The sequence below is a fragment of the Microbacterium esteraromaticum genome, from assembly GCF_014084045.1.
GTDB classification, from domain to species: Bacteria; Actinomycetota; Actinomycetes; order Actinomycetales; family Microbacteriaceae; genus Microbacterium; species Microbacterium esteraromaticum_D.
The window spans coordinates 638,757-656,421 of the sequence record NZ_CP043732.1 but is presented as its reverse complement, the minus strand read 5'-3'; the positions used below and the strand labels follow the sequence as shown (position 1 = coordinate 656,421).

The window sequence follows — 17,665 nt, the reverse complement described above, 5'->3', positions numbered from 1 at the left end:
GCAGGCCGGCCGGTTGACCACAATGGAGACATGCCCATGATCAGACCCGGACTCTGCTCGGTGACCTACCGCCGGCTCGCACCAGAGCGGGTGGTCGAGCTCACGAGGGATGCCCGGCTCGAGGTCATCGAGTGGGGCGGCGACGTGCACGTGCCGCCGGGTGACGTCGCGCGCGCGGCCGAGGTGGCGGCGGCGACGACGGATGCCGGACTCGCGGTGTGCTCGTACGGCTCGTACTTCCGCAGCGGCGCCGACGAGCCCCTCACGCCGATCCTCGACAGCGCCGAGGCGCTCGGCGCAGACCGTGTGCGCATCTGGGCCGGGAGCGTCGACTCGCGCGACGCGACGCCCGAGCAGTACGCGCAGATCGTCTCCCGGCTCCGGGATGCCGTCGACGAGGCCTCGGAGCGGGGCATCGCCCTCGCCCTCGAGTTCCACCGCCGCACGGTCGCCGACACCCCCGAGGCCACGCTGCGCCTGATCGGCGACGTGCCCGGCCTCACGACGTACTGGCAGCCGACCGTCGACGCCCCCGACCGGGTGGCGCTCGCCGAGTTCGACGCGCTCGCCGCGCACACCAGCGCCGTGCACGTCTTCTCCTGGTGGCCGTTCGACCAGCGCCTCCGGCTCGACGAGAGGGACAGCCTCTGGCATCCGCTGTTCGCCGCGGCGGCCGCGCAGCCGGCGCCCCCGCGCGACGCGCTGATCGAGTTCGTGCCCGACGACGATCCTGCCGTGCTCGCCTCCGAGGCGGTGACCCTTCGTCGCTGGATCGCCGGTGGATAGGCTTCCGACATGACCGACGCATCACCGCGCACCTCACCGCCCACGCTGCACGATGTGGCGCGCGCTGCAGGAGTCTCGCTCGCGACCGCTTCGCGGGTGCTGAACGGGTCGGAGCGCAAGGTCGCCGAGTCGTTCCGCGAGCGCGTCGAGAAGGCCGCCGACGAGCTGGGCTACACGGCGAACGCGTCAGCGCAGGCGACGGCGCGTGGAACCTCCGCCGCCATCGCCCTGCTGGTCGCCGACATCGCCGACCCCTACTTCGGTCAGATCGCGGCCGGGGTGGCGAGCGGTGCCGATGCCGAAGGATTGATCGTCACGGTCGCGATCACCGAGCGCGACCCCGATCGCGAGGCCAGGATCCTGCGGGCGCTGCGCGGGCAGCGCCCACGAGGGGTGATCCTCGCGGCATCCAGGACCGACACCCCCGACGCCCGCACCATCGCCGAGCTCGCCGCGTTCGGCCCGCTCGGAGGGCGCACCGTCACCTTCGGGGAAGGTGGCGACCGCAGCATCCGGATCGACAACCGCGGTGGAGCCGAGGGGCTCGGCCGAGCCATGGCGCAGCGCGGCTACCGTCGCGCGATCGCCATAGCGGCAGCCGATGGCGTGCGCACCTCCGACGACCGTCTCACCGGCTTCACCGCGGGATTCGCCTCCGGCGGCGGTGAGGTCGAGCGGATCTACCGCGGCACCTTCGAGCGCGAGTCGGGTGCCGAGTCGATGACGGCCGCGCTGGCCGACGGGGTGGATGCCGGAACCCTCGTCTTCGCCCTCAGTGACATCGTCGCGGTGGGCGCCATGACGGCCATCCGCGACGGTGGACGCAGCGTCGGCGACGACATCGCCGTGTGCGGGTTCGACGATGTGCCCGTCAGCCGCGACGTGACCCCTCGCCTGACGACGGTGCGGGTGCCGCTCGGCGACCTCGGCCACGAGGCGTTCAGGGCGACGGTGGATGCGGAGTGGCAGCAGCCCGCGCTCGACCTCGAGGTCGTCGTGCGCGAGAGCACCCCAGGGGTCTGATCCGCCACGCGAACGCGCCGGGCGTCAGCCGCCGAGGGCCGCGCTGACGACGGCTCGCGCCTCCTCCTGCACCTGCGCGAGGTGCTCAGGGCCCTTCAGGCTCTCGGCGTAGAGCTTGTAGACGTCCTCCGTGCCCGACGGGCGGGCGGCGAACCAGGCGTGCTCGGTCTGCACCTTCAGCCCGCCGATCGCCGCGCCGTTGCCCGGTGCGTGCGACAGCTTCGCGGTGATCGTCTCGCCCGCCAGGTCGGTCGCGCTCACGGCATCCGGGGCCAGCCTGCCCAGCGTCGCCTTCTGCTCCGGCGTCGCCGGGGCGTCCACCCGCTGGTATGCCGACGCCCCGAACGCCTGCTCGAGCTCACGGTAGCGCTCCGACGGGGTCTTGCCGGTGACCGCGATGATCTCGGCCGCGAGCAGGCAGAGCAGCAGGCCGTCCTTGTCGGTCGACCAGGCCGTGCCGTCCTTGCGCAGGAACGACGCGCCCGCCGACTCCTCGCCGCCGAACGCGACCGAGCCGTCGAGCAGACCCGGCACGAACCACTTGAACCCGACCGGCACCTCCAGCAGGCGACGGCCGAGCGACTCGGCGACGCGGTCGATGATCATCGACGACACGAGCGTCTTGCCGATCGCCGCATCGCGGGGCCACTCGGTGCGGTGCGAGAACAGGTAGTCGATCGCGACCGCCAGGTAGTGGTTGGGGTTCATCAGCCCGGCGTCGGGGGTGACGATGCCATGCCGATCGGCGTCGGCGTCGTTGCCGGTGAGCACGTCGAAGTCAGAGCGCTTGGCGACCAGGGATGCCATGGCGCTGGGCGACGACGGATCCATGCGGATCTTCTCATCCCAGTCGAGGGTCATGAAGCGCCACGTCGGGTCGACCTCGGGGTTGACGACGGTCAGGTCGATGCCGTGCATCTCGGCGATCAGAGCCCAGTACTCCACCGATGCACCGCCCATCGGGTCGGCGCCGATGCGAACCCCGGCGCGCTTGATCGCGTCGAGGTCGATGATGGTCGGAAGATCGCGCACGTAGGCGTCGCGGAAGTCGTACTCGCCGATCGAGTCGCCGTCGATGTCGGCGTAGCGGATGCGCTTCACGCCGTCGAGACCGGATTCGATGAGCTCGTTGGCTCGCTGCGCGATCCATCCGGTGGCATCGGTGTCGGCCGGTCCGCCATGCGGCGGGTTGTACTTGAACCCGCCGTCGCGAGGCGGGTTGTGGCTCGGGGTGACGACGATGCCGTCGGCGCGCCCTGCGTCGCCGAGGGCGCGGCCGCGGTTGTAGGTGAGGATCGCGTGGCTGAGCGCCGGGGTCGGCACCCACGAGTCGCGCGAGTCGGTGCGCACGTCGACGCCGTTCGCGATGAGCACCTCGACGGCGCTGCGCTCGGCGGGCAGCGAGAGAGCGTGCGTGTCTCGGCCGAGGAACAGCGGTCCGGCGATGCCCTGCTCGCGGCGGTAGTCGACGATCGCCTGGGTGGTCGCGAGGATGTGATCCTCGTTGAAGCTGCTGCTCAGTGACGAGCCGCGATGCCCGCTGGTGCCGAACACGACCCGCTGCGCGGACACCGACGGATCCGGGTGCCGGTCGTAGTAGGCGGCGATCAGCTCGTCGACGTCGATGAGGTCCTTTTCCTCCGCAGGGAGGCCAGCTCGGCTCGTCATGGGGATAGTCTGCCCCGCCGGGGCCCCGACGCGCACCTTCCGAAGCGCCGGGACGCTGCCGCGCGGGGAGCGCAGTCGTCGAGAACAGGCTGGTTCGCGAGGACAGGCTGGATCTCGGGCATCCGTCCTGTTCTCGGCAACCGTCCTGTTCTGGGCGACGGTGCGCGTGCGGGCGACGGGTCTCGGATGCTGAAACAGGCCCGGTGGACGCCGAAGGGCCGGGGCTAGGCTGTCGAGGTGACCGAACGCCGCACCTACAGCTATCTGGGCCCCGCAGGAACCTTCACCGAAGCAGCGCTCGACCAGGTGCCCGAGGCCCGCGGTCACGACTGGAAGCCCGTGCACAACGTCGGCGAGGCACTCGCCGACGTGCTCGAGGGGCGCAGTCACGCGGCGATGATCGCGATCGAGAACTCGATCGAGGGCGGGGTGTCGACCACGCTCGACGCCCTCGCGACGTTGCCGGGGTTGCGGATCATCGGCGAATACCTCGTCAAGGTGAACTTCGTGCTCGTCGGCAAGCCGGGAACGAGACTCGAAGACGTCGACGTCATCGCCGCGCATCCCGTCGCCTACGCGCAGTGCCACGGCTGGCTCGGTGAGCACCTGCCCAGGCACGCTCATGTCCCTGCGGCGAGCAATGTGGCATCCGCTCTCGGCGTGCTCGACGGATCGTCGCCCGCCCAGGCCGCCATCGCCGCGCCCGGCATCGTTCAGCATCACGACGTCGAGGTGCTTGCAGAGCAGATCGGCGACAACGAGAACGCCGTGACCCGCTTCGTGCTCGTGTCGAAGCCCGCCAAGCCCGGCGAGCCGACCGGAGCCGACAAGACCTCGCTGATCGTCGAGCTGCCGGACGATCGCCCCGGAGCACTGCTCGACATGCTCGAGCAGTTCTCGACGCGCGGCATCAACCTGTCGCTCCTGCAGTCCCGTCCGGTCGGAGACGCGCTCGGCCGGTACCGCTTCGTGGTGGATGCCGACGGGCACGCCTACGACGAGCGCATGGCCGACGCGCTGCTGGGCATCCGCCGGTTCAGCCCTCACGTGGTCTTCCTGGGCTCGTACCCCCGCGCAGACCGCAAGATCGTGCACTACCCCGAGCGCTACGCCGACGGCGTGTTCGTCGAGGCGCGCGACTGGCTGCGCGCCCTGATCCACGGCGAGCCCGAGGCGTAGCGGGCGTCGGCCTCGCCTCCGCACGCCCATCCGGCGACTCCTAGTCCGGATGGGAAACGCTGGTGAGCCGGCTTCTGCACCGGCGTTTCCGATCCGGCGACTCCTAGTCCGGATGGGTAACGCCGGTGAATGGCATCCCGTCCCCAGCGTTTCCCATCTGCTCAGCCCCGGCCGCATCACGAGGAGCGCGACAGAAGCGCGCGACGGATGCGCGAAAGCGCCGACGCGGCGCCATCGTCCAGGTCGAGCTGGGTCAGCCGGATGACGATCCAGCCGCGATCCTCCAGATCGCGATGCCGCTGGATGTCTCGACGCCACTGATCCCTGCTGCTGCGATGCCCGTCGCCCTCGTACTCGATGGCGATCTTCAACGCGGGATAGGCGAGGTCCGCGCGCGCGATGACTCGGTCGCGGTCGGTGATGTCGTACTGGATGACAGGTTCCGGAAGGCCGGCCCGCGTGATCAGCAGCCGAGTCTCGGTCTCCTTCGGCGACTCGACACGCGGTCGTGCCCGGCGGAGCGCCGCCCGGATCGTCTCGCGTCCGGGAAAGCGACGCCAGGCGGCGATCCGGTCTTCGATCTCCGCAATCGTGTACACCGGTCGACCGACGAGAAGATCCGGATAGTTGTCGGCCGGGGTGAGCAGGGCATCGAGCATGACGACCGCCTGGTCTTCGGTGAGCTCTCTCGCGCAGGTGAGCACCGCTGCAAGCGGGTCGACCACGCGGATCCGTCCTATCCGGTGCGTCTGGGCCAGGTGCAGCGACAGGCGCCGGCCCTTCACTCCGCGCGATCCAGGCGGCGTTCGATCGTGCGGAACCGCCACTTCGACCTTCTCGTCGATCGACCACTTCTGCGGCAGCGGCAGACCCCAGATGCGCGCTGCGGTGCGTCCGACGAAACGGTGGCCGGGCTTCATCCGCGGCTGATAGCACTCGATGCGCCGGGCGAAAGTCGTCGGGGCCTCCAGGGTGCGCACGCCCCGAAACGGGCGATGCAGGTCAGGGGTGTCGCGGCGCCAGCGCGTGACACCGGCTGCAGCGGCGTCGCCGATCGCGAACGTCGAGCCGAGGCGGGTGGGCAGAGATGTCCGGTGTCGCATCCAGCCATGCTCTTCGGCCGCCGTCGTCCTGCAGGGCCCCGTATCCCGGAACGGGGGACAATCTCGCTGGTCGTGGAATTGTGCAGAACGAATCGGCCCGTTCGGCCCTTGCGGCGAACGGATGGGAAACGCTGGTGAGCGCGCGCGGATACAGGCGTTTCCCATCCGGTCAACGGCTGACGGATGGGAAACGCCGGCAGGGATGCCGTGGAACCGGCGTTCTCCATCCGCCGGGGCGGGCGGGGCCCGGCGGGGCCACGGGGCGGGGCGGGGGCCGGGGGAGCGGGCCCGGACGACGCGAGCGTCGGGGCTAGGCGGCGAGCAGATCCAGCGTCTGGGTGCGTCCGGGGGTCGCGTCGAGGGGCTCGCCGTCGAACGACCCGGCGACGGGCGAGACCATGATCTCGTCGACACCGTGCTGCGCGGCGAACGCGGCCAGCGCCGAGCGCACGTCGGCGCCCGAGCCGATGAGCCAGCGCTGACGCATCGCGTCGATGAGGGCCTGCTCCTGGGCATCCGGATGCTCGGCCATACCCCGCTGGGCCTCCTCGACCGTCTCGAGCACCTGCATCGGCTTGCTGCTGCGCAACCGGGCCATCGCGCGCAGCTGCGGCAGGGCGCGAGCCTCGGCCTCCTCGGCCGAGGGTGCGGCGACGACGTTCGCCGTCAGGAACGTCAGCGGCGACTCGAGCGTCTCGGAGGGGCGGAACTGCGAGCGGTACAGGTCGAGCGCGCGCTCGAGTCCTGTGCCGGCGAAGTGGTTGGCGAACACGTACGGCAGACCGTGCGCGGCGGCGAGCTGGGCCGAGTAATCGCTCGACCCCAGCAGCCAGATCGCGGGAGATCCGGATGCCACGGGCGTGGCCTTCACCCCGTACTCGCCCCCGCTCGTGAAGCGCACCGTCGCGCCGTCGGGCTGAACCATCGCGGCGATGTCCTGCACGTGCGACGGGAAGCGCTCGACGTCTCCAGTCGTGCCGGACTGGCGCAGCAGGTGAGTGATCACGGGGTCGCTGCCCGGCGCACGCCCGATGCCGAGGTCGATGCGTCCCGGTGCGAGCGCCTCCAGGGCGGCGAACTGCTCGGCGACGATGAGCGGGGCGTGATTGGGCAGCATGACGCCGCCCGACCCCACACGGATCCGCTGGGTGCGCGCGGCGGCTGCGGCGATGAGAACAGGGGGAGCGGTCGACGCCACAGACGGCATGTTGTGGTGCTCGGCGAACCAGTAGCGCGTGAGCCCGAGCGCGTCGGCATGCTGTGCGAGCGCCATCGACGAGGCCACCGCCTGCGCGCTGGTCTGTCGGGAGCGGACGGGAACGAGATCGAGCACGGAGAGCGCGGGAGTAGTCATCACTTCTGCACAACCGCTGAGGCCGCCGCGGCATTCCGCCAGGGCCTTGACCCGCGCGGCGCGCGAGCGTATCCCGGAAATGCGATGTGGAGCTTCGAGGACCGCGCCGACGCCGGCTGGCAGCTCGCCAGGCGGCTGACGCAGCGCGCCCCCGAGGATGCCGTCGTGCTCGGGCTGCCGCGCGGCGGTGTGCCCGTCGCGGCGCCGGTCGCGTCGGCGCTCCACGCGCCGCTCGACGTGCTCATCGTGCGGAAGGTCGGGGTGCCGGGGCACGCCGAGCTCGCGATGGGAGCGGTCGGCGAGGGCGGCGCCGCGGTTCGCAACCCCTCGGTCATCGACATGGCGGGGGTCGACGACGCCATGCTCACCGCGGCAGAGGAGCGCGAGCGAGCGGAGGTCGAGCGCCGCTCGCAGATGCTGCGCGCGGGAAGGCCCGCCGAGCCGATCGACGGGCGGGTCGCGATCGTCGTCGACGACGGCATCGCCACCGGCGCCAGCATGCGCGCGGCGTGCCTGATCGCGCGCGCCCGCGGTGCCCGGCGGATCGTCGTCGCGGTGCCCGTCGCGCCACCCGATCTGCTCGACGGCTTCGGCGCGGACGTGGGCGCGGAGGTCATCGCGCTGTGCACGCCGGAGAACTTCATGGCGGTGGGCATGCACTACGTCGACTTCCGGCAGACGACGGACGACGAGGTGATCGACCTGCTGCGCGCGGCGCACCGCTCGCGCGGGTGACGGCCGCGCCCGACACGAGCGAGGGACCCCGGATGCTGTGGGCGTAGCCTCCTGGGATGGAGTCCAGCATCTTCTTCATCGTGGTCGGAGCCGTGGCGGTCGCAGCCGTCGCCCGCTGGAAGGGCTGGCCTGCTCCGCTGCTCGTCACCGTCGTCGCACTGCTGGCGTCGTTCCTCCCCTTCGTGCCTGATGTCGCGATCGACGGCCATGTGCTGCTCAACATCGTCCTGCCGCCGCTGCTGTACTCGGCCGCGCTCGACGTGTCGTTCCTGAGCTTCAAGAGGGCCATGCCGCAGATCAGGCGGCTGGGCGTCGGTCTCGTGGTCGTCACGGCGGGTGTGGTCGGCCTGCTGGCGTGGTGGATCATGCCGGAGCTCACCCTGCCGGGCGCACTGCTGCTCGGCGCGATCGTCGCGCCTCCGGATGCCGTCTCCGCGGCCGCCATCGGACGCAGGCTCGGTCTGCCCAGGCGGGTCATGACCGTGCTGTCGGGGGAGAGCCTGATCAACGACGCGACCTCGCTGACGATGTACCGGGTCTTCGCCGCCATCGTCGCCGGCGCGACCGTGACTCTGGCGGGCGGGGTCGGGCAGTTCTTCGTCGCTGTGCTCGTCGGGGTCGCCGTCGGACTCGCGTTCGGAGCGGTGATGCATCGGCTGCGCATGCGCGTCGCCGATCCGGTCGTGAACGGAACATTCGGGCTGCTCGCCCCGTTCGGCGCGTACGCGATCGCGGAGCAGCTGCTCGGCTCGGGAGTTCTCGCGGTGGTCGCGATGGGGCTGTTCGTCGGCTTCAACGCACCGAAGACCAGCTATGCGACCCGTCAGCAGGAGGCACCGCTCTGGCTGTCGGCCGACTTCCTGCTGGAGTCGTTCGTGTTCGCCTACATCGGGCTGCAGCTGCCCAGGGTGCTCGCCGACCTCAACGACGGCGAGGTGGGAGTCGTCGTGCTGCTCTCGGCGGTGGTGCTTGTGGCCGTGCTTCTCGTGCGCCCTCTGTTCGTCTATCCGGCTCACGCGTGGGGGCAGTGGTGGACACGGAGGCGGCTGCGCCGGTGGAAGCGCGTCATCGCCATGCATCCGGATGCCGTTGCCGCGCGGGGGCGCGGTCGGCATCCGCTCAGCGAGGAGCAGCTGCGCCGCCGACTCGCCGAGACCCGGCTGTCATGGCGTGACAACGCGGTGATCTCGTGGGCCGGCATGCGCGGTGTGGTCACGCTCGCCACTGCGCTCGCCGCGGCCGACCTGGCAGGCATCGACGGCGCGGCGGCCCACGCGATCGTCGTGGTCGCGTTCGTCGTGACCGTGGGGACCCTGCTGCTCCAGGGGCTGACGCTGCCGTGGCTCATCCGCATGCTCGGCGTCGTCGACGACAGCGAGCAGCAGGAGGATGCCAGAGAGCTGGCGGCGGTGCACGAGCGCAGCCGCGAGGCGGGGAAGGCGTACCTGCGTGCGATGCGCCGCGAATGGGCCCAGGAGCACGGCGAGGAGCAGCTGCCGGCCTTCGACGCCTACGCGAAGCGACTGGTGCGGGTGCAGTCCGACGCCGAGCAGACGGGGGTCGAGCAGCAGCTGCGGCCCACCGCCGAGCAGTTCACGACCCTGGCGAAGGGGTGGCTCGCGGTGCGCAGGCAGCTGCTGCTCGAGGAGCGCGCGGCAGGCAACCTGAGCGAGGAGGTCATGCACGAGCTGATCGCGGCGATGGATGCCGAGGAGCTGGCCCTCGACACCAGGGTCGCGCTGCGCACCTGACCCCGACGCACGCGGCGGCCCGCCCGTGTGCGGATCAGGCGGCTGCCGGAGCCGCGTCCTCGCGGTTCATGTGGAGGGCGGCGAGGATCTGCCGGCGTGCGCTGTAGCTCGAGCCGCTGAGGTTCTCGAGCGCCAGGATGTCGTCGCGATCGAGTCGGTCTCGCGCGGCTTCGCGCAGCAGGTCGTCCTTCGTCGCGGGGTACTCCATGCCGGCGAGGAATCCCTTGAGCGCGGCTGAGGGGGACATGCGGTCTCCTTTCCAGGACGAAGGCGGGAGCGCCCTCGTCGGGCGCCCCCGCTGGTGGATCAGGCGCTGATCGCCTCGCGGTGATCGGTGGACTCGACCTCGATGCGACGCGGCTTCGCGCGTTCGCTGACCGGGATGATCACCGAGAGCACTCCGCTGTCGTACGACGCGGTGATGCGGTCGAGGTCGACGCCGTCGCCGAGGGTGAACTGGCGCAGATACGTGCCGGTTCCCCGCTCGCGGGCGATCCAGCGCATCCCCTCGCCGCTGTCGGCGGTGCGCTGGGCGCGGATCGACAGCTGCGAGCCGTCGAGATCGACGTCGATCGAGCCGGGATCAGCACCCGGGATGTCGGCATGCAGAACATAGCGGTCGCCGTCGCGGCAGAGGTCGACGGGCATCACGCGCGGGGCGCGAACGGAGTCCAGCACGCTCGCGGCGAAGCGATCAAGCTGACTGATCGGGTCGAAGGTCATTGCCATGGTGTTCTCCTCTCACTATGGGTCGCCAGATGGCGACTCTGATCGAGGATGCAGGTAATCTGCATCCGGGGATGTATATTTATACCTCCGAAAATCTACAGATCTCAAGACCCGAGAACGGATGCCCGATGACCGATCGCGATCCCGCCACCCCGCTGTACGGGATCGCCGTCGCGGCCGATCTCGCCGAGGTCCCCGAGGCGACGCTTCGGCTGTACGAGCGCCGCGGACTGCTCACGCCGTTCCGCAGCGACGGCGGGACTCGGCGATACAGCGACGACGACATCGACCGGTTGCGTCGGGTCGCTGAGCTGCGGGATGCCGGGGTGAACCTCGCCGGGATCGGCCGGGTGCTCGAGCTGGAGGACGAGAACGGCGATCTGCGACGCGAGCTGGAGGAGGAGCGCCGCACGCGCTGACGCCGGTGGGCCCGGCGGCGGCTCCCCGGCATCCGGATGCAAGAGAGCGCCCCGCCCCCGGAGGGGCGAGGCGCTCTCTGCAGCGGAGAGGAGGTCAGCGTGCGCCGGCCGTCTCCTTCGCGGAATCCGGCTCAGCAGCATCCGCCTCGTCGATGTCCTCGGCGAAGGGCAGGCCGTTGCGGGGAGCGTTGTAGAGCTCCTCGTCGAGGATGCCCTCGCGCTTGGCGACGATCGTCGGGACGAGCGCCTGACCCGCGACGTTGACCGCCGTGCGCCCCATGTCGAGGATCGGGTCGATGGCGAGCAGCAGCCCGACGCCCTCGAGCGGCAGACCGAGGGTCGACAGGGTGAGCGTCAGCATCACGACAGCGCCGGTGGTGCCCGCGGTCGCCGCCGAGCCGACCACCGAGACGATGACGATCAGCAGGTACTGGATGAAGCTCAGCTGGATGTCGAAGAACTGTGCGACGAAGATCGCGGCGATGGCCGGGTAGATCGCGGCGCAGCCGTCCATCTTGGTGGTCGCGCCGAGCGGCACGGCGAACGAGGCGTAGCCGCGGGGCACACCAAGGTTGCGCTCGGTGACGCGCTCGGTCAGCGGCAGGGTGCCGATCGACGAGCGGCTGACGAACGCCAGCTGCACAGCGGGCCAGACGCCCGAGAAGTACTGCTTGATCGACAGGCCGTGGGTGCGGACGAGGATCGGGTAGACCACGAACAGCACCAGGGCGAGCCCGATGTAGATCGCCGCGGCGAACCAGGCGAGCGAGGTCAGCTTGTCCCAGCCGTACTTGACGACGGCGGCGCCGATGAGGCCGAAGGTGCCGATCGGGGCGATGCGGATGATCCACCACAGCACGCGCTGGATGACCTTGAGCAGCGACTCGGTGAAGGCGAGGAAGGGCTCGGCCTTCTTGCCTGCCTTGAGGGCGGCGATGCCGACCACGGCGGCCACGACGATGACCTGCAGGATGTTGAAGCCGACGCTCGACGCGTAGGTGCCCTCGACGGCGCCAGGGGAGGTCGAGACGGTGAGGCCGAGGAAGTTCTGCGGGATCAGACCGAGCAGGAAGTTCCACCACGTGCCGACCGTGTAGGGGTCGCCGGTCTCGAGGCCGGCGCCCGCCTTCGCGCCGGGCTGGATGACCAGGCCGAGCACGATGCCGATGACCACGGCGATGAAGGCGGTGATGCCGAACCACAGGATCGTCTGACCCGCCAGGCGGGCGGCGTTCTGCACGCGACGCAGGTTCGAGATGCTCGCGACGATGGCCGTGAAGATCAGGGGGACCACGGCCGCGCGCAGCAGTGTGACGTACGAGCTGCCGATGCGGTCGAGCGTGTCGGACAGGACCGTCGGGGACTCGGGGCCTGCGCCCAGCGAGACGGCGATCAGGCCGACCCCGATGCCCAGGATGAGGGCGGCGATGATCTGGAACCCGAACGAGGTCAGCAGCTTGCGCGCTGGGCTTCGGGTGTCGGGCGCCTTCTGGGCGCGCGCGGTCGAGGATGAGGTGCTCAAGGGGACTCCAATTGTCTGCGCGGAGTGCGCGTCACGTGGAGTAAACGCTAAGCGAATCTTCGTATTCCCCGCGAGAACATGACGAAGGATGACGGGTGGGCCCGATGCCGCATCCGGTCAGGATGCTCAGGCCCGGCGGCGGCGGTCGACCTCGGGCGTGCTGATCATGTCGACCGAGACTCCGTCGAGCAGCATCCCCGGTTCGATCCTCAGCGCGTCCGCGATGCGCACGAGGGTCGGGATGCCCATCATCGATCGCCCCTTCTCGTAGGCGCGGATGTTCGACGAGTCGATCTGGGTGAGCACGGCGAGCTCGTCCTGCGTGATGCCTCGCCGCCGACGCAGATCGGCGATCAGCTCGCCGATTCGGGCGGCGGCGGGGGACGAGACGCGGGGCACCAGACGAGAGTCGTGAAAGCCGGCGACATGTGCCCGGGTCTGTACACGCGGGTGAAAGTACCCAATCAAGTTCCGGCCGGTGCTCGAGTGGCGCGGGCCGCGCTCGGGTCAGCCGCGCTCGGACAGCACCAGCAGGTCGCCGACCTCGCACTCCAGCGCCTCGCACACGGCGCGCAGGGTCGAGTACCGGATCGCCCGAGCCCGGTCGTTCTTGAGCACCGACAGATTCACGATGCTCACCCCCACCCGTGCACTCAGCTCGGTCAACGTCATCCTGCGCTCGGCGAGCAGCTCGTCGAGCCGGCAGTGGATGCCGGTGAACTCGTCATCAGCCTCGGCGGGAGTCACACCAGCCCCTCCGTCTCGCGCTTCAACAGCTCGCGCTCGCTCTGCACCTGCGCGCCGTACCGGAAGATCGCAGACAGCGCGAACAGTCCCACCGCCACGGCGAACGGCCAGAGCTCGATGCGCAGCCCGAAACGGATCGGTGTAGCGGTGGCATCCCAGTCCAGCGAGCGAGCGGCGAGAGTCATCCCGATCTGCTGAAGCAGATCGCCCAGCACGGCAGCCGCCATGACCACGAGCGCCATGGCGCCGAACGTCCGGGAGACGCTGGGGTGGAACGGCTCGCGCTCGCCTGCTCGCCGCGCTGCGTTGTGGATCGCCCACGCGACGGCCGCGGATGCCAGCAGGCCCAGCACCGTGCCGACGTAGATCAGCAGCCGGATGCCGAAGGGGATCGGGCCCACCTGCGAACCGCAGAGCATCATGCTCGGCTCGTCGACGCAGGCGCTCGAGGCGAGAGCCTCTTCCTGGCTCTGCACATCGGTGTTGACGGAATCGGAGAGGAAGACGCCAGGTCCCGCCAGTATCTGCACCCCGCTCACGACCACCCCGACCGCCATCAGCCACACGTACAACAACGACGCGTTGCGCGTGACGTCGAGCGCCAGAGTCGTGCTGCCGTGCTTCCGCGCGCGCCATACGGAGATGCTCACGACCAGCCCTGCCAAGACCGCAATGAGCAGCAGCAGCGACAGCCCGGAGGCGAGATCCTCGGTCGACAGGTGCATCAGACCAGTCCTTCCGTCTCGCGCTGCAGCCGGTCGCCGACCACGAAGACCGTGCCGACCACCGCGACCGCGAACGCCGCCAGCACGAAGGTGAACGGCTCGATCGACATGACCGCGGTGTCGAACGGTCCGTCGACCGCCTGCGCCATCGCCGCGTTCGAGAGCATGTTGTCGAAGAACCGCGACGACGCGGCCCCGACCAGGCCCACTCCGCCGCCGATGGCCACGATGCGGGTGTTGGCCTTGCCGAACACCCGTCCGCGCAGAATGTTCCGGCTGAGAGCGATGAGGCAGAACACCACCACCGCCACGGTGATGCCCAGAGCGAGCTGACCGAGCACCCCGGAGATGACTCCCATGGTGCCGAGCCCGTCCACCGAGATGATCCCGCGATCCAGCTCGACAGGCAGGCTGGTGGCGCTGATCCGGGCATCCACCGTCGTGTCGATGAACTCGACCGCGACTCTGACCTGACCGCCGCTGACCAGCTCGGCGATCCGGGCGGCGACGTTCCATGCCGTCCACGCGGCGATCGCGACTCCGGCGACGACGAACATCGCCAGGCTGATCGTGTCGCCCCTGCTCAGTGTGCGCTCCACGGCGCCCTCCCTGGCCTCCATGGCATCCCTCCGCGGCTCATATCGATGATCGTTGTTATCGACTCTCGTTAACATAACGAGAATCGATAAGGGTGTCAATCGGGGATCGCAGAAGCGTATGCCGACGGCGAACACGGCCGTTCGACCCCGCTGCGGTCGTTACTCTCGATGTACACGGCGCCACCGCCGCTTCGCCCCGCGCGAAAAGGAGTCACAGCATGTTCGAGAGATTCACCGACCGAGCCCGCCGCGTGGTCGTCCTCGCCCAAGAAGAGGCGAAGATGCTCAACCACAACTACATCGGCACCGAGCACATCCTGCTCGGTCTCATCCACGAGGGCGAGGGCGTCGCAGCCAAGGCCCTCGAGAGCCTCGGGATCTCGCTCGACGCTGTTCGCGAGCAGGTTCAGGACATCATCGGCCAGGGCCAGCAGCAGCCGACGGGCCACATCCCGTTCACCCCGCGCGCCAAGAAGGTGCTCGAGCTGAGCCTGCGCGAGGCGCTGCAGCTCGGCCACAACTACATCGGCACCGAGCACATCCTGCTCGGCCTCATCCGCGAGGGCGAGGGTGTCGCAGCCCAGGTGCTGGTCAAGCTCGGCGCCGACCTCAACAAGGTCCGCCAGCAGGTCATCCAGCTGCTCTCCGGCGCTCCCGGGCGCGAGACCGCCTCGGTGGGTGCGCAGGCGAATGAGGGCCCCGCCGCCGCACAGGGCGGGTCGCAGGTGCTCGACCAGTTCGGCCGCAACCTCACCCAGGCCGCTCGCGAGGGCAAGCTCGACCCGGTCATCGGCCGCGAGAAGGAAGCCGAGCGGGTCATGCAGATCCTCTCGCGCCGTTCGAAGAACAACCCCGTCCTCATCGGCGAGCCCGGCGTCGGAAAGACCGCCGTCGTGGAGGGGCTGGCGCAGGCGATCGTCAAGGGCAACGTCCCCGAGACGCTGAAGGACAAGCAGCTCTACTCGCTCGACCTCGGCTCCCTCATCGCCGGCTCCCGCTACCGCGGAGACTTCGAGGAGCGCCTGAAGAAGGTCACCAAGGAGATCCGCACCCGCGGCGACATCATCGTCTTCATCGACGAGATCCACACCCTCGTCGGCGCGGGCGCCGCAGAGGGCGCGATCGACGCGGCCAGCATCCTGAAGCCGCTGCTCGCCCGGGGCGAGCTGCAGACGATCGGCGCCACCACCCTCGACGAGTACCGCAAGTACTTCGAGAAGGATGCCGCCCTCGAGCGTCGCTTCCAGCCCGTCCAGGTGAACGAGCCGACCCTCCCGCACGCGATCAACATCCTCAAGGGACTCCGCGATCGCTACGAGGCGCACCACAAGGTGCAGATCACCGACGGCGCGATCGTCGCCGCGGCGAACCTCGCCGACCGCTACGTCAGCGACCGGTTCCTGCCCGACAAGGCGATCGACCTGATCGACGAGGCAGGTGCGCGCCTGCGCCTCAGCATCCTCTCCTCGCCGCCCGAGCTGCGCGAGTTCGACGAGCGGATCGCGAAGGTCCGTCAGGAGAAGGAGGCCGCCAGCGAGGAGCAGGACTTCGAGAAGGCCGCCTCGCTGCGCGACCAGGAGAAGGAGCTGCTCGGCGAGCGTCTGCGTCTCGAGAAGCAGTGGCGCTCCGGTGACGTCGCCACCCAGGCGGTCGTCGACGAGGGCCTGATCGCCGAGGTGCTCGCCCAGGCCACCGGCATCCCGGTGTTCAAGCTCACCGAGGAGGAGTCGAGCCGACTCGTCTTCATGGAGAAGGCGCTGCACCAGCGCGTCATCGGCCAGGAAGAGGCGATCGCCGCGCTCAGCCGCACGATCCGCCGCCAGCGCGCCGGACTCAAGGACCCGAAGCGCCCCAGCGGCTCGTTCATCTTCGCCGGCCCCACCGGCGTCGGAAAGACCGAGCTCGCCAAGGCTCTTGCCGAGTTCCTGTTCGACGACGAGGCCGCGCTCATCTCGCTCGACATGTCGGAGTTCGGCGAGAAGCACACCGTCTCGCGCCTGTTCGGAGCCCCTCCCGGATTCGTCGGATTCGAAGAGGGCGGTCAGCTCACCGAGAAGGTGCGCCGCAAGCCGTTCTCGGTCGTGCTGTTCGACGAGATCGAGAAGGCCCACCCCGACATCTTCAACTCGCTGCTGCAGATCCTCGAAGAGGGTCGCCTGACCGACGGTCAGGGACGCATCGTCGACTTCAAGAACACCGTGATCATCATGACGACCAACCTCGGCTCGTCGGCGATCGCGGGTGGCCCGGTCGGCTTCCAGCTCGAGGGCAACTCGCAGACGACCTACGAGCGGATGAAGGGCAAGGTCGATGAGGAGCTCAAGCGCCACTTCAAGCCCGAGTTCCTCAACCGACTCGACGACATCATCGTCTTCCCGCAGCTGAACAAGGACGAGCTGCGCCAGATCGTCGGCCTGTTCACCAAGCAGCTCGGCGACCGCCTGCTCGACCGCGACATGACCGTCGAGCTCTCGGATGCCGCGAAGGACAGGCTCATCGAGATCGGCTTCGATCCGGCTCTCGGCGCGCGCCCGCTGCGTCGCGCCATGCAGCGAGAGATCGAGGACCAGCTCTCCGAGCGCATCCTGCACGGTCAGCTCAACACCGGCGATCACGTGAAGGTCGATGTGGTCGACGGCGCGTTCGCCTTCGAGCACGCTCCCCGCGGCGAGAAGGTGTCGGTCGGCGTCAACACCGGCGGCGGCATCTCGACCACGCCCGACCTCGCGGCCGGCTGAGTCGGATCGGAGAAAGGCCCGGATGCACGGCATCCGGGCCTTTCCCATGTACCGGGGCCGTCCGGCCCTACGCTGGAGGGGTGAGCGACTTCCTCGTCCGCGCCGCGCGCAGCACCGACATCCTGAGCATCCACGCCCTGCTGGAGCCGCTCGTCGACCAGCGCATCCTGCTCGGCAAGGATCTCGCCGTGCTCTACGGCGCCGTGCAGGAGTTCGTCGTCGCAGAGGCCGACGGTGAGCTCATCGGCTGCGGCGCCCTGCACGTCATGTGGGAAGACCTCGGAGAGGTGCGCACCCTGCTCGTGCGCGACGACTATCTGCGCCACGGCGTCGGCCGCGCCATCGTCACCGACCTCGAGCACCGGGCCCGCCAGCTCGGGCTCACCCGCCTTTTCTGCCTCACCTTCGAGACCGATTTCTTCTCGCGTCGCGGATTCGAGCCGATCGGCGAGCAGGTGGTCGATGCCGACGTGTATTCGCAGCTGCTGCGCAGCGGCGATGCGGGTGTCGAGGAGTTCCTCGACCTCGCCCACGTGAAGCCGAACACGCTCGGCAACACGAGGATGATCAAGCACCTGAATTAGCCT

Annotated in this window: 18 protein-coding genes; 8 read left to right on the top strand and 10 right to left on the bottom strand. The window is 69.6% G+C overall.

Translation table 11 applies throughout. From position 1 onward, the window contains the following. Nucleotides 1-30: 30 nt before the first annotated feature. Together FVO59_RS03255 and FVO59_RS03250 are read left to right on the top strand one after the other, a co-directional pair. Complete coding sequence (locus tag FVO59_RS03255; protein ID WP_259363407.1) at nucleotides 31-786, top strand: sugar phosphate isomerase/epimerase family protein; 756 nt, start codon at nucleotides 31-33, stop codon at nucleotides 784-786. Between the two features lie 9 nt (nucleotides 787-795). Next, nucleotides 796-1,809: a LacI family DNA-binding transcriptional regulator gene (locus tag FVO59_RS03250; RefSeq protein ID WP_182254599.1), complete on the top strand. Its 1,014-nt coding sequence runs from the start codon at nucleotides 796-798 to the stop codon at nucleotides 1,807-1,809. 24 nt (nucleotides 1,810-1,833) lie between these two features. Here the strand turns inward: FVO59_RS03250 and pgm are convergent, their stop codons facing one another. Then, nucleotides 1,834-3,477, bottom strand: a complete 1,644-nt coding sequence (pgm, locus tag FVO59_RS03245; protein ID WP_182254597.1) for a phosphoglucomutase (alpha-D-glucose-1,6-bisphosphate-dependent) — start codon at nucleotides 3,475-3,477, stop codon at nucleotides 1,834-1,836. 237 nt (nucleotides 3,478-3,714) lie between these two features. On the opposite strand from pgm, the gene pheA reads away from it, so the two are divergent. Beyond that, nucleotides 3,715-4,656 carry a prephenate dehydratase gene (gene pheA / locus FVO59_RS03240; protein ID WP_182254595.1) on the top strand — a complete coding sequence of 314 codons (942 nt, stop codon included), beginning with the start codon at nucleotides 3,715-3,717 and terminating at the stop codon, nucleotides 4,654-4,656. A 176-nt stretch (nucleotides 4,657-4,832) separates the two neighbouring features. On the opposite strand, the gene FVO59_RS03235 is transcribed toward pheA, so the two are convergent. Continuing rightward, nucleotides 4,833-5,759 (bottom strand): putative endonuclease domain-containing protein, encoded by a 927-nt coding sequence (locus tag FVO59_RS03235; protein WP_182254593.1) that lies wholly within the window; start codon nucleotides 5,757-5,759, stop codon nucleotides 4,833-4,835. Between the two features lie 310 nt (nucleotides 5,760-6,069). Continuing rightward, complete coding sequence (locus FVO59_RS03230) at nucleotides 6,070-7,113, bottom strand: LLM class flavin-dependent oxidoreductase (protein ID WP_182254591.1); 1,044 nt, start codon at nucleotides 7,111-7,113, stop codon at nucleotides 6,070-6,072. An 84-nt stretch (nucleotides 7,114-7,197) separates the two neighbouring features. On the opposite strand from FVO59_RS03230, the gene FVO59_RS03225 reads away from it, so the two are divergent. After that, the gene (locus FVO59_RS03225) at nucleotides 7,198-7,848 is read left to right on the top strand and encodes a phosphoribosyltransferase (RefSeq protein ID WP_182254589.1); all 651 of its coding nucleotides are present in this window, start codon (nucleotides 7,198-7,200) and stop codon (nucleotides 7,846-7,848) included. A gap of 56 nt (nucleotides 7,849-7,904) precedes the next feature. Further along, a complete protein-coding gene (locus FVO59_RS03220; RefSeq protein ID WP_182254587.1) occupies nucleotides 7,905-9,599 on the top strand; it encodes a cation:proton antiporter in 1,695 nt (564 codons plus the stop codon). A gap of 34 nt (nucleotides 9,600-9,633) precedes the next feature. Here FVO59_RS03220 and FVO59_RS03215 read toward each other — a convergent pair whose 3' ends face one another. Together FVO59_RS03215 and FVO59_RS03210 are read right to left on the bottom strand one after the other, a co-directional pair. Next, entirely contained in the window at nucleotides 9,634-9,846 is a 213-nt protein-coding gene (locus tag FVO59_RS03215; protein WP_182254585.1) for a DUF2795 domain-containing protein, read from the bottom strand. 59 nt (nucleotides 9,847-9,905) lie between these two features. Then, the gene (locus FVO59_RS03210; protein ID WP_182254583.1) at nucleotides 9,906-10,328 is read right to left on the bottom strand and encodes an Hsp20/alpha crystallin family protein; all 423 of its coding nucleotides are present in this window, start codon (nucleotides 10,326-10,328) and stop codon (nucleotides 9,906-9,908) included. A gap of 128 nt (nucleotides 10,329-10,456) precedes the next feature. On the opposite strand from FVO59_RS03210, the gene FVO59_RS03205 reads away from it, so the two are divergent. Continuing rightward, complete coding sequence (locus FVO59_RS03205) at nucleotides 10,457-10,747, top strand: MerR family transcriptional regulator (protein ID WP_182254581.1); 291 nt, start codon at nucleotides 10,457-10,459, stop codon at nucleotides 10,745-10,747. Nucleotides 10,748-10,841: 94 nt separating this feature from the next. On the opposite strand, the gene FVO59_RS03200 is transcribed toward FVO59_RS03205, so the two are convergent. From FVO59_RS03200 to FVO59_RS03180, 5 genes are all read right to left on the bottom strand, one after another. Then, complete coding sequence (locus tag FVO59_RS03200) at nucleotides 10,842-12,269, bottom strand: dicarboxylate/amino acid:cation symporter (RefSeq protein WP_182254579.1); 1,428 nt, start codon at nucleotides 12,267-12,269, stop codon at nucleotides 10,842-10,844. A gap of 126 nt (nucleotides 12,270-12,395) precedes the next feature. Further along, a complete protein-coding gene (relB, locus tag FVO59_RS03195) occupies nucleotides 12,396-12,668 on the bottom strand; it encodes a type II toxin-antitoxin system RelB family anti-toxin (protein WP_182254577.1) in 273 nt (90 codons plus the stop codon). A gap of 108 nt (nucleotides 12,669-12,776) precedes the next feature. Beyond that, on the bottom strand, nucleotides 12,777-13,016 hold the full coding sequence (locus FVO59_RS03190; protein ID WP_182254575.1) for a helix-turn-helix domain-containing protein: 240 nt from the start codon (nucleotides 13,014-13,016) through the stop codon (nucleotides 12,777-12,779). Then, on the bottom strand, nucleotides 13,013-13,741 hold the full coding sequence (locus tag FVO59_RS03185; protein WP_182254573.1) for a hypothetical protein: 729 nt from the start codon (nucleotides 13,739-13,741) through the stop codon (nucleotides 13,013-13,015). Before FVO59_RS03185 ends, FVO59_RS03190 begins: the two co-directional genes overlap by 4 nt. Further along, nucleotides 13,741-14,340 carry a DUF2975 domain-containing protein gene (locus tag FVO59_RS03180; RefSeq protein ID WP_182254571.1) on the bottom strand — a complete coding sequence of 200 codons (600 nt, stop codon included), beginning with the start codon at nucleotides 14,338-14,340 and terminating at the stop codon, nucleotides 13,741-13,743. The genes FVO59_RS03185 and FVO59_RS03180 overlap by 1 nt, the downstream gene beginning before the upstream one ends. Nucleotides 14,341-14,558: 218 nt before the next feature. Between FVO59_RS03180 and FVO59_RS03175 the strand changes: the two genes are divergently transcribed. Next, nucleotides 14,559-17,078, top strand: a complete 2,520-nt coding sequence (locus tag FVO59_RS03175) for an ATP-dependent Clp protease ATP-binding subunit (RefSeq protein WP_182254569.1) — start codon at nucleotides 14,559-14,561, stop codon at nucleotides 17,076-17,078. Between the two features lie 80 nt (nucleotides 17,079-17,158). After that, nucleotides 17,159-17,662, top strand: coding sequence for an amino-acid N-acetyltransferase (locus tag FVO59_RS03170; RefSeq protein WP_182254567.1), 504 nt, complete (start codon nucleotides 17,159-17,161; stop codon nucleotides 17,660-17,662). Nucleotides 17,663-17,665 lie beyond the last annotated feature (3 nt).

Bases quoted from the DNA above. Each gene is read 5' to 3' on its own strand.
- FVO59_RS03235 (WP_182254593.1), bottom strand. From the start codon at position 5,759: ATGCGACACCGGACATCTCTGCCCACCCGCCTCGGCTCGACGTTCGCG.
- pgm (WP_182254597.1), bottom strand. From the start codon at position 3,477: ATGACGAGCCGAGCTGGCCTCCCTGCGGAGGAAAAGGACCTCATCGAC.
- FVO59_RS03250 (WP_182254599.1), top strand. From the start codon at position 796: ATGACCGACGCATCACCGCGCACCTCACCGCCCACGCTGCACGATGTG.
- FVO59_RS03185 (WP_182254573.1), bottom strand. From the start codon at position 13,741: ATGCACCTGTCGACCGAGGATCTCGCCTCCGGGCTGTCGCTGCTGCTG.
- FVO59_RS03175 (WP_182254569.1), top strand. From the start codon at position 14,559: ATGTTCGAGAGATTCACCGACCGAGCCCGCCGCGTGGTCGTCCTCGCC.
- FVO59_RS03220 (WP_182254587.1), top strand. From the start codon at position 7,905: ATGGAGTCCAGCATCTTCTTCATCGTGGTCGGAGCCGTGGCGGTCGCA.
- FVO59_RS03215 (WP_182254585.1), bottom strand. From the start codon at position 9,846: ATGTCCCCCTCAGCCGCGCTCAAGGGATTCCTCGCCGGCATGGAGTAC.
- FVO59_RS03230 (WP_182254591.1), bottom strand. From the start codon at position 7,113: ATGACTACTCCCGCGCTCTCCGTGCTCGATCTCGTTCCCGTCCGCTCC.
- FVO59_RS03205 (WP_182254581.1), top strand. From the start codon at position 10,457: ATGACCGATCGCGATCCCGCCACCCCGCTGTACGGGATCGCCGTCGCG.
- FVO59_RS03255 (WP_259363407.1), top strand. From the start codon at position 31: ATGCCCATGATCAGACCCGGACTCTGCTCGGTGACCTACCGCCGGCTC.
- FVO59_RS03225 (WP_182254589.1), top strand. From the start codon at position 7,198: ATGTGGAGCTTCGAGGACCGCGCCGACGCCGGCTGGCAGCTCGCCAGG.
- FVO59_RS03210 (WP_182254583.1), bottom strand. From the start codon at position 10,328: ATGGCAATGACCTTCGACCCGATCAGTCAGCTTGATCGCTTCGCCGCG.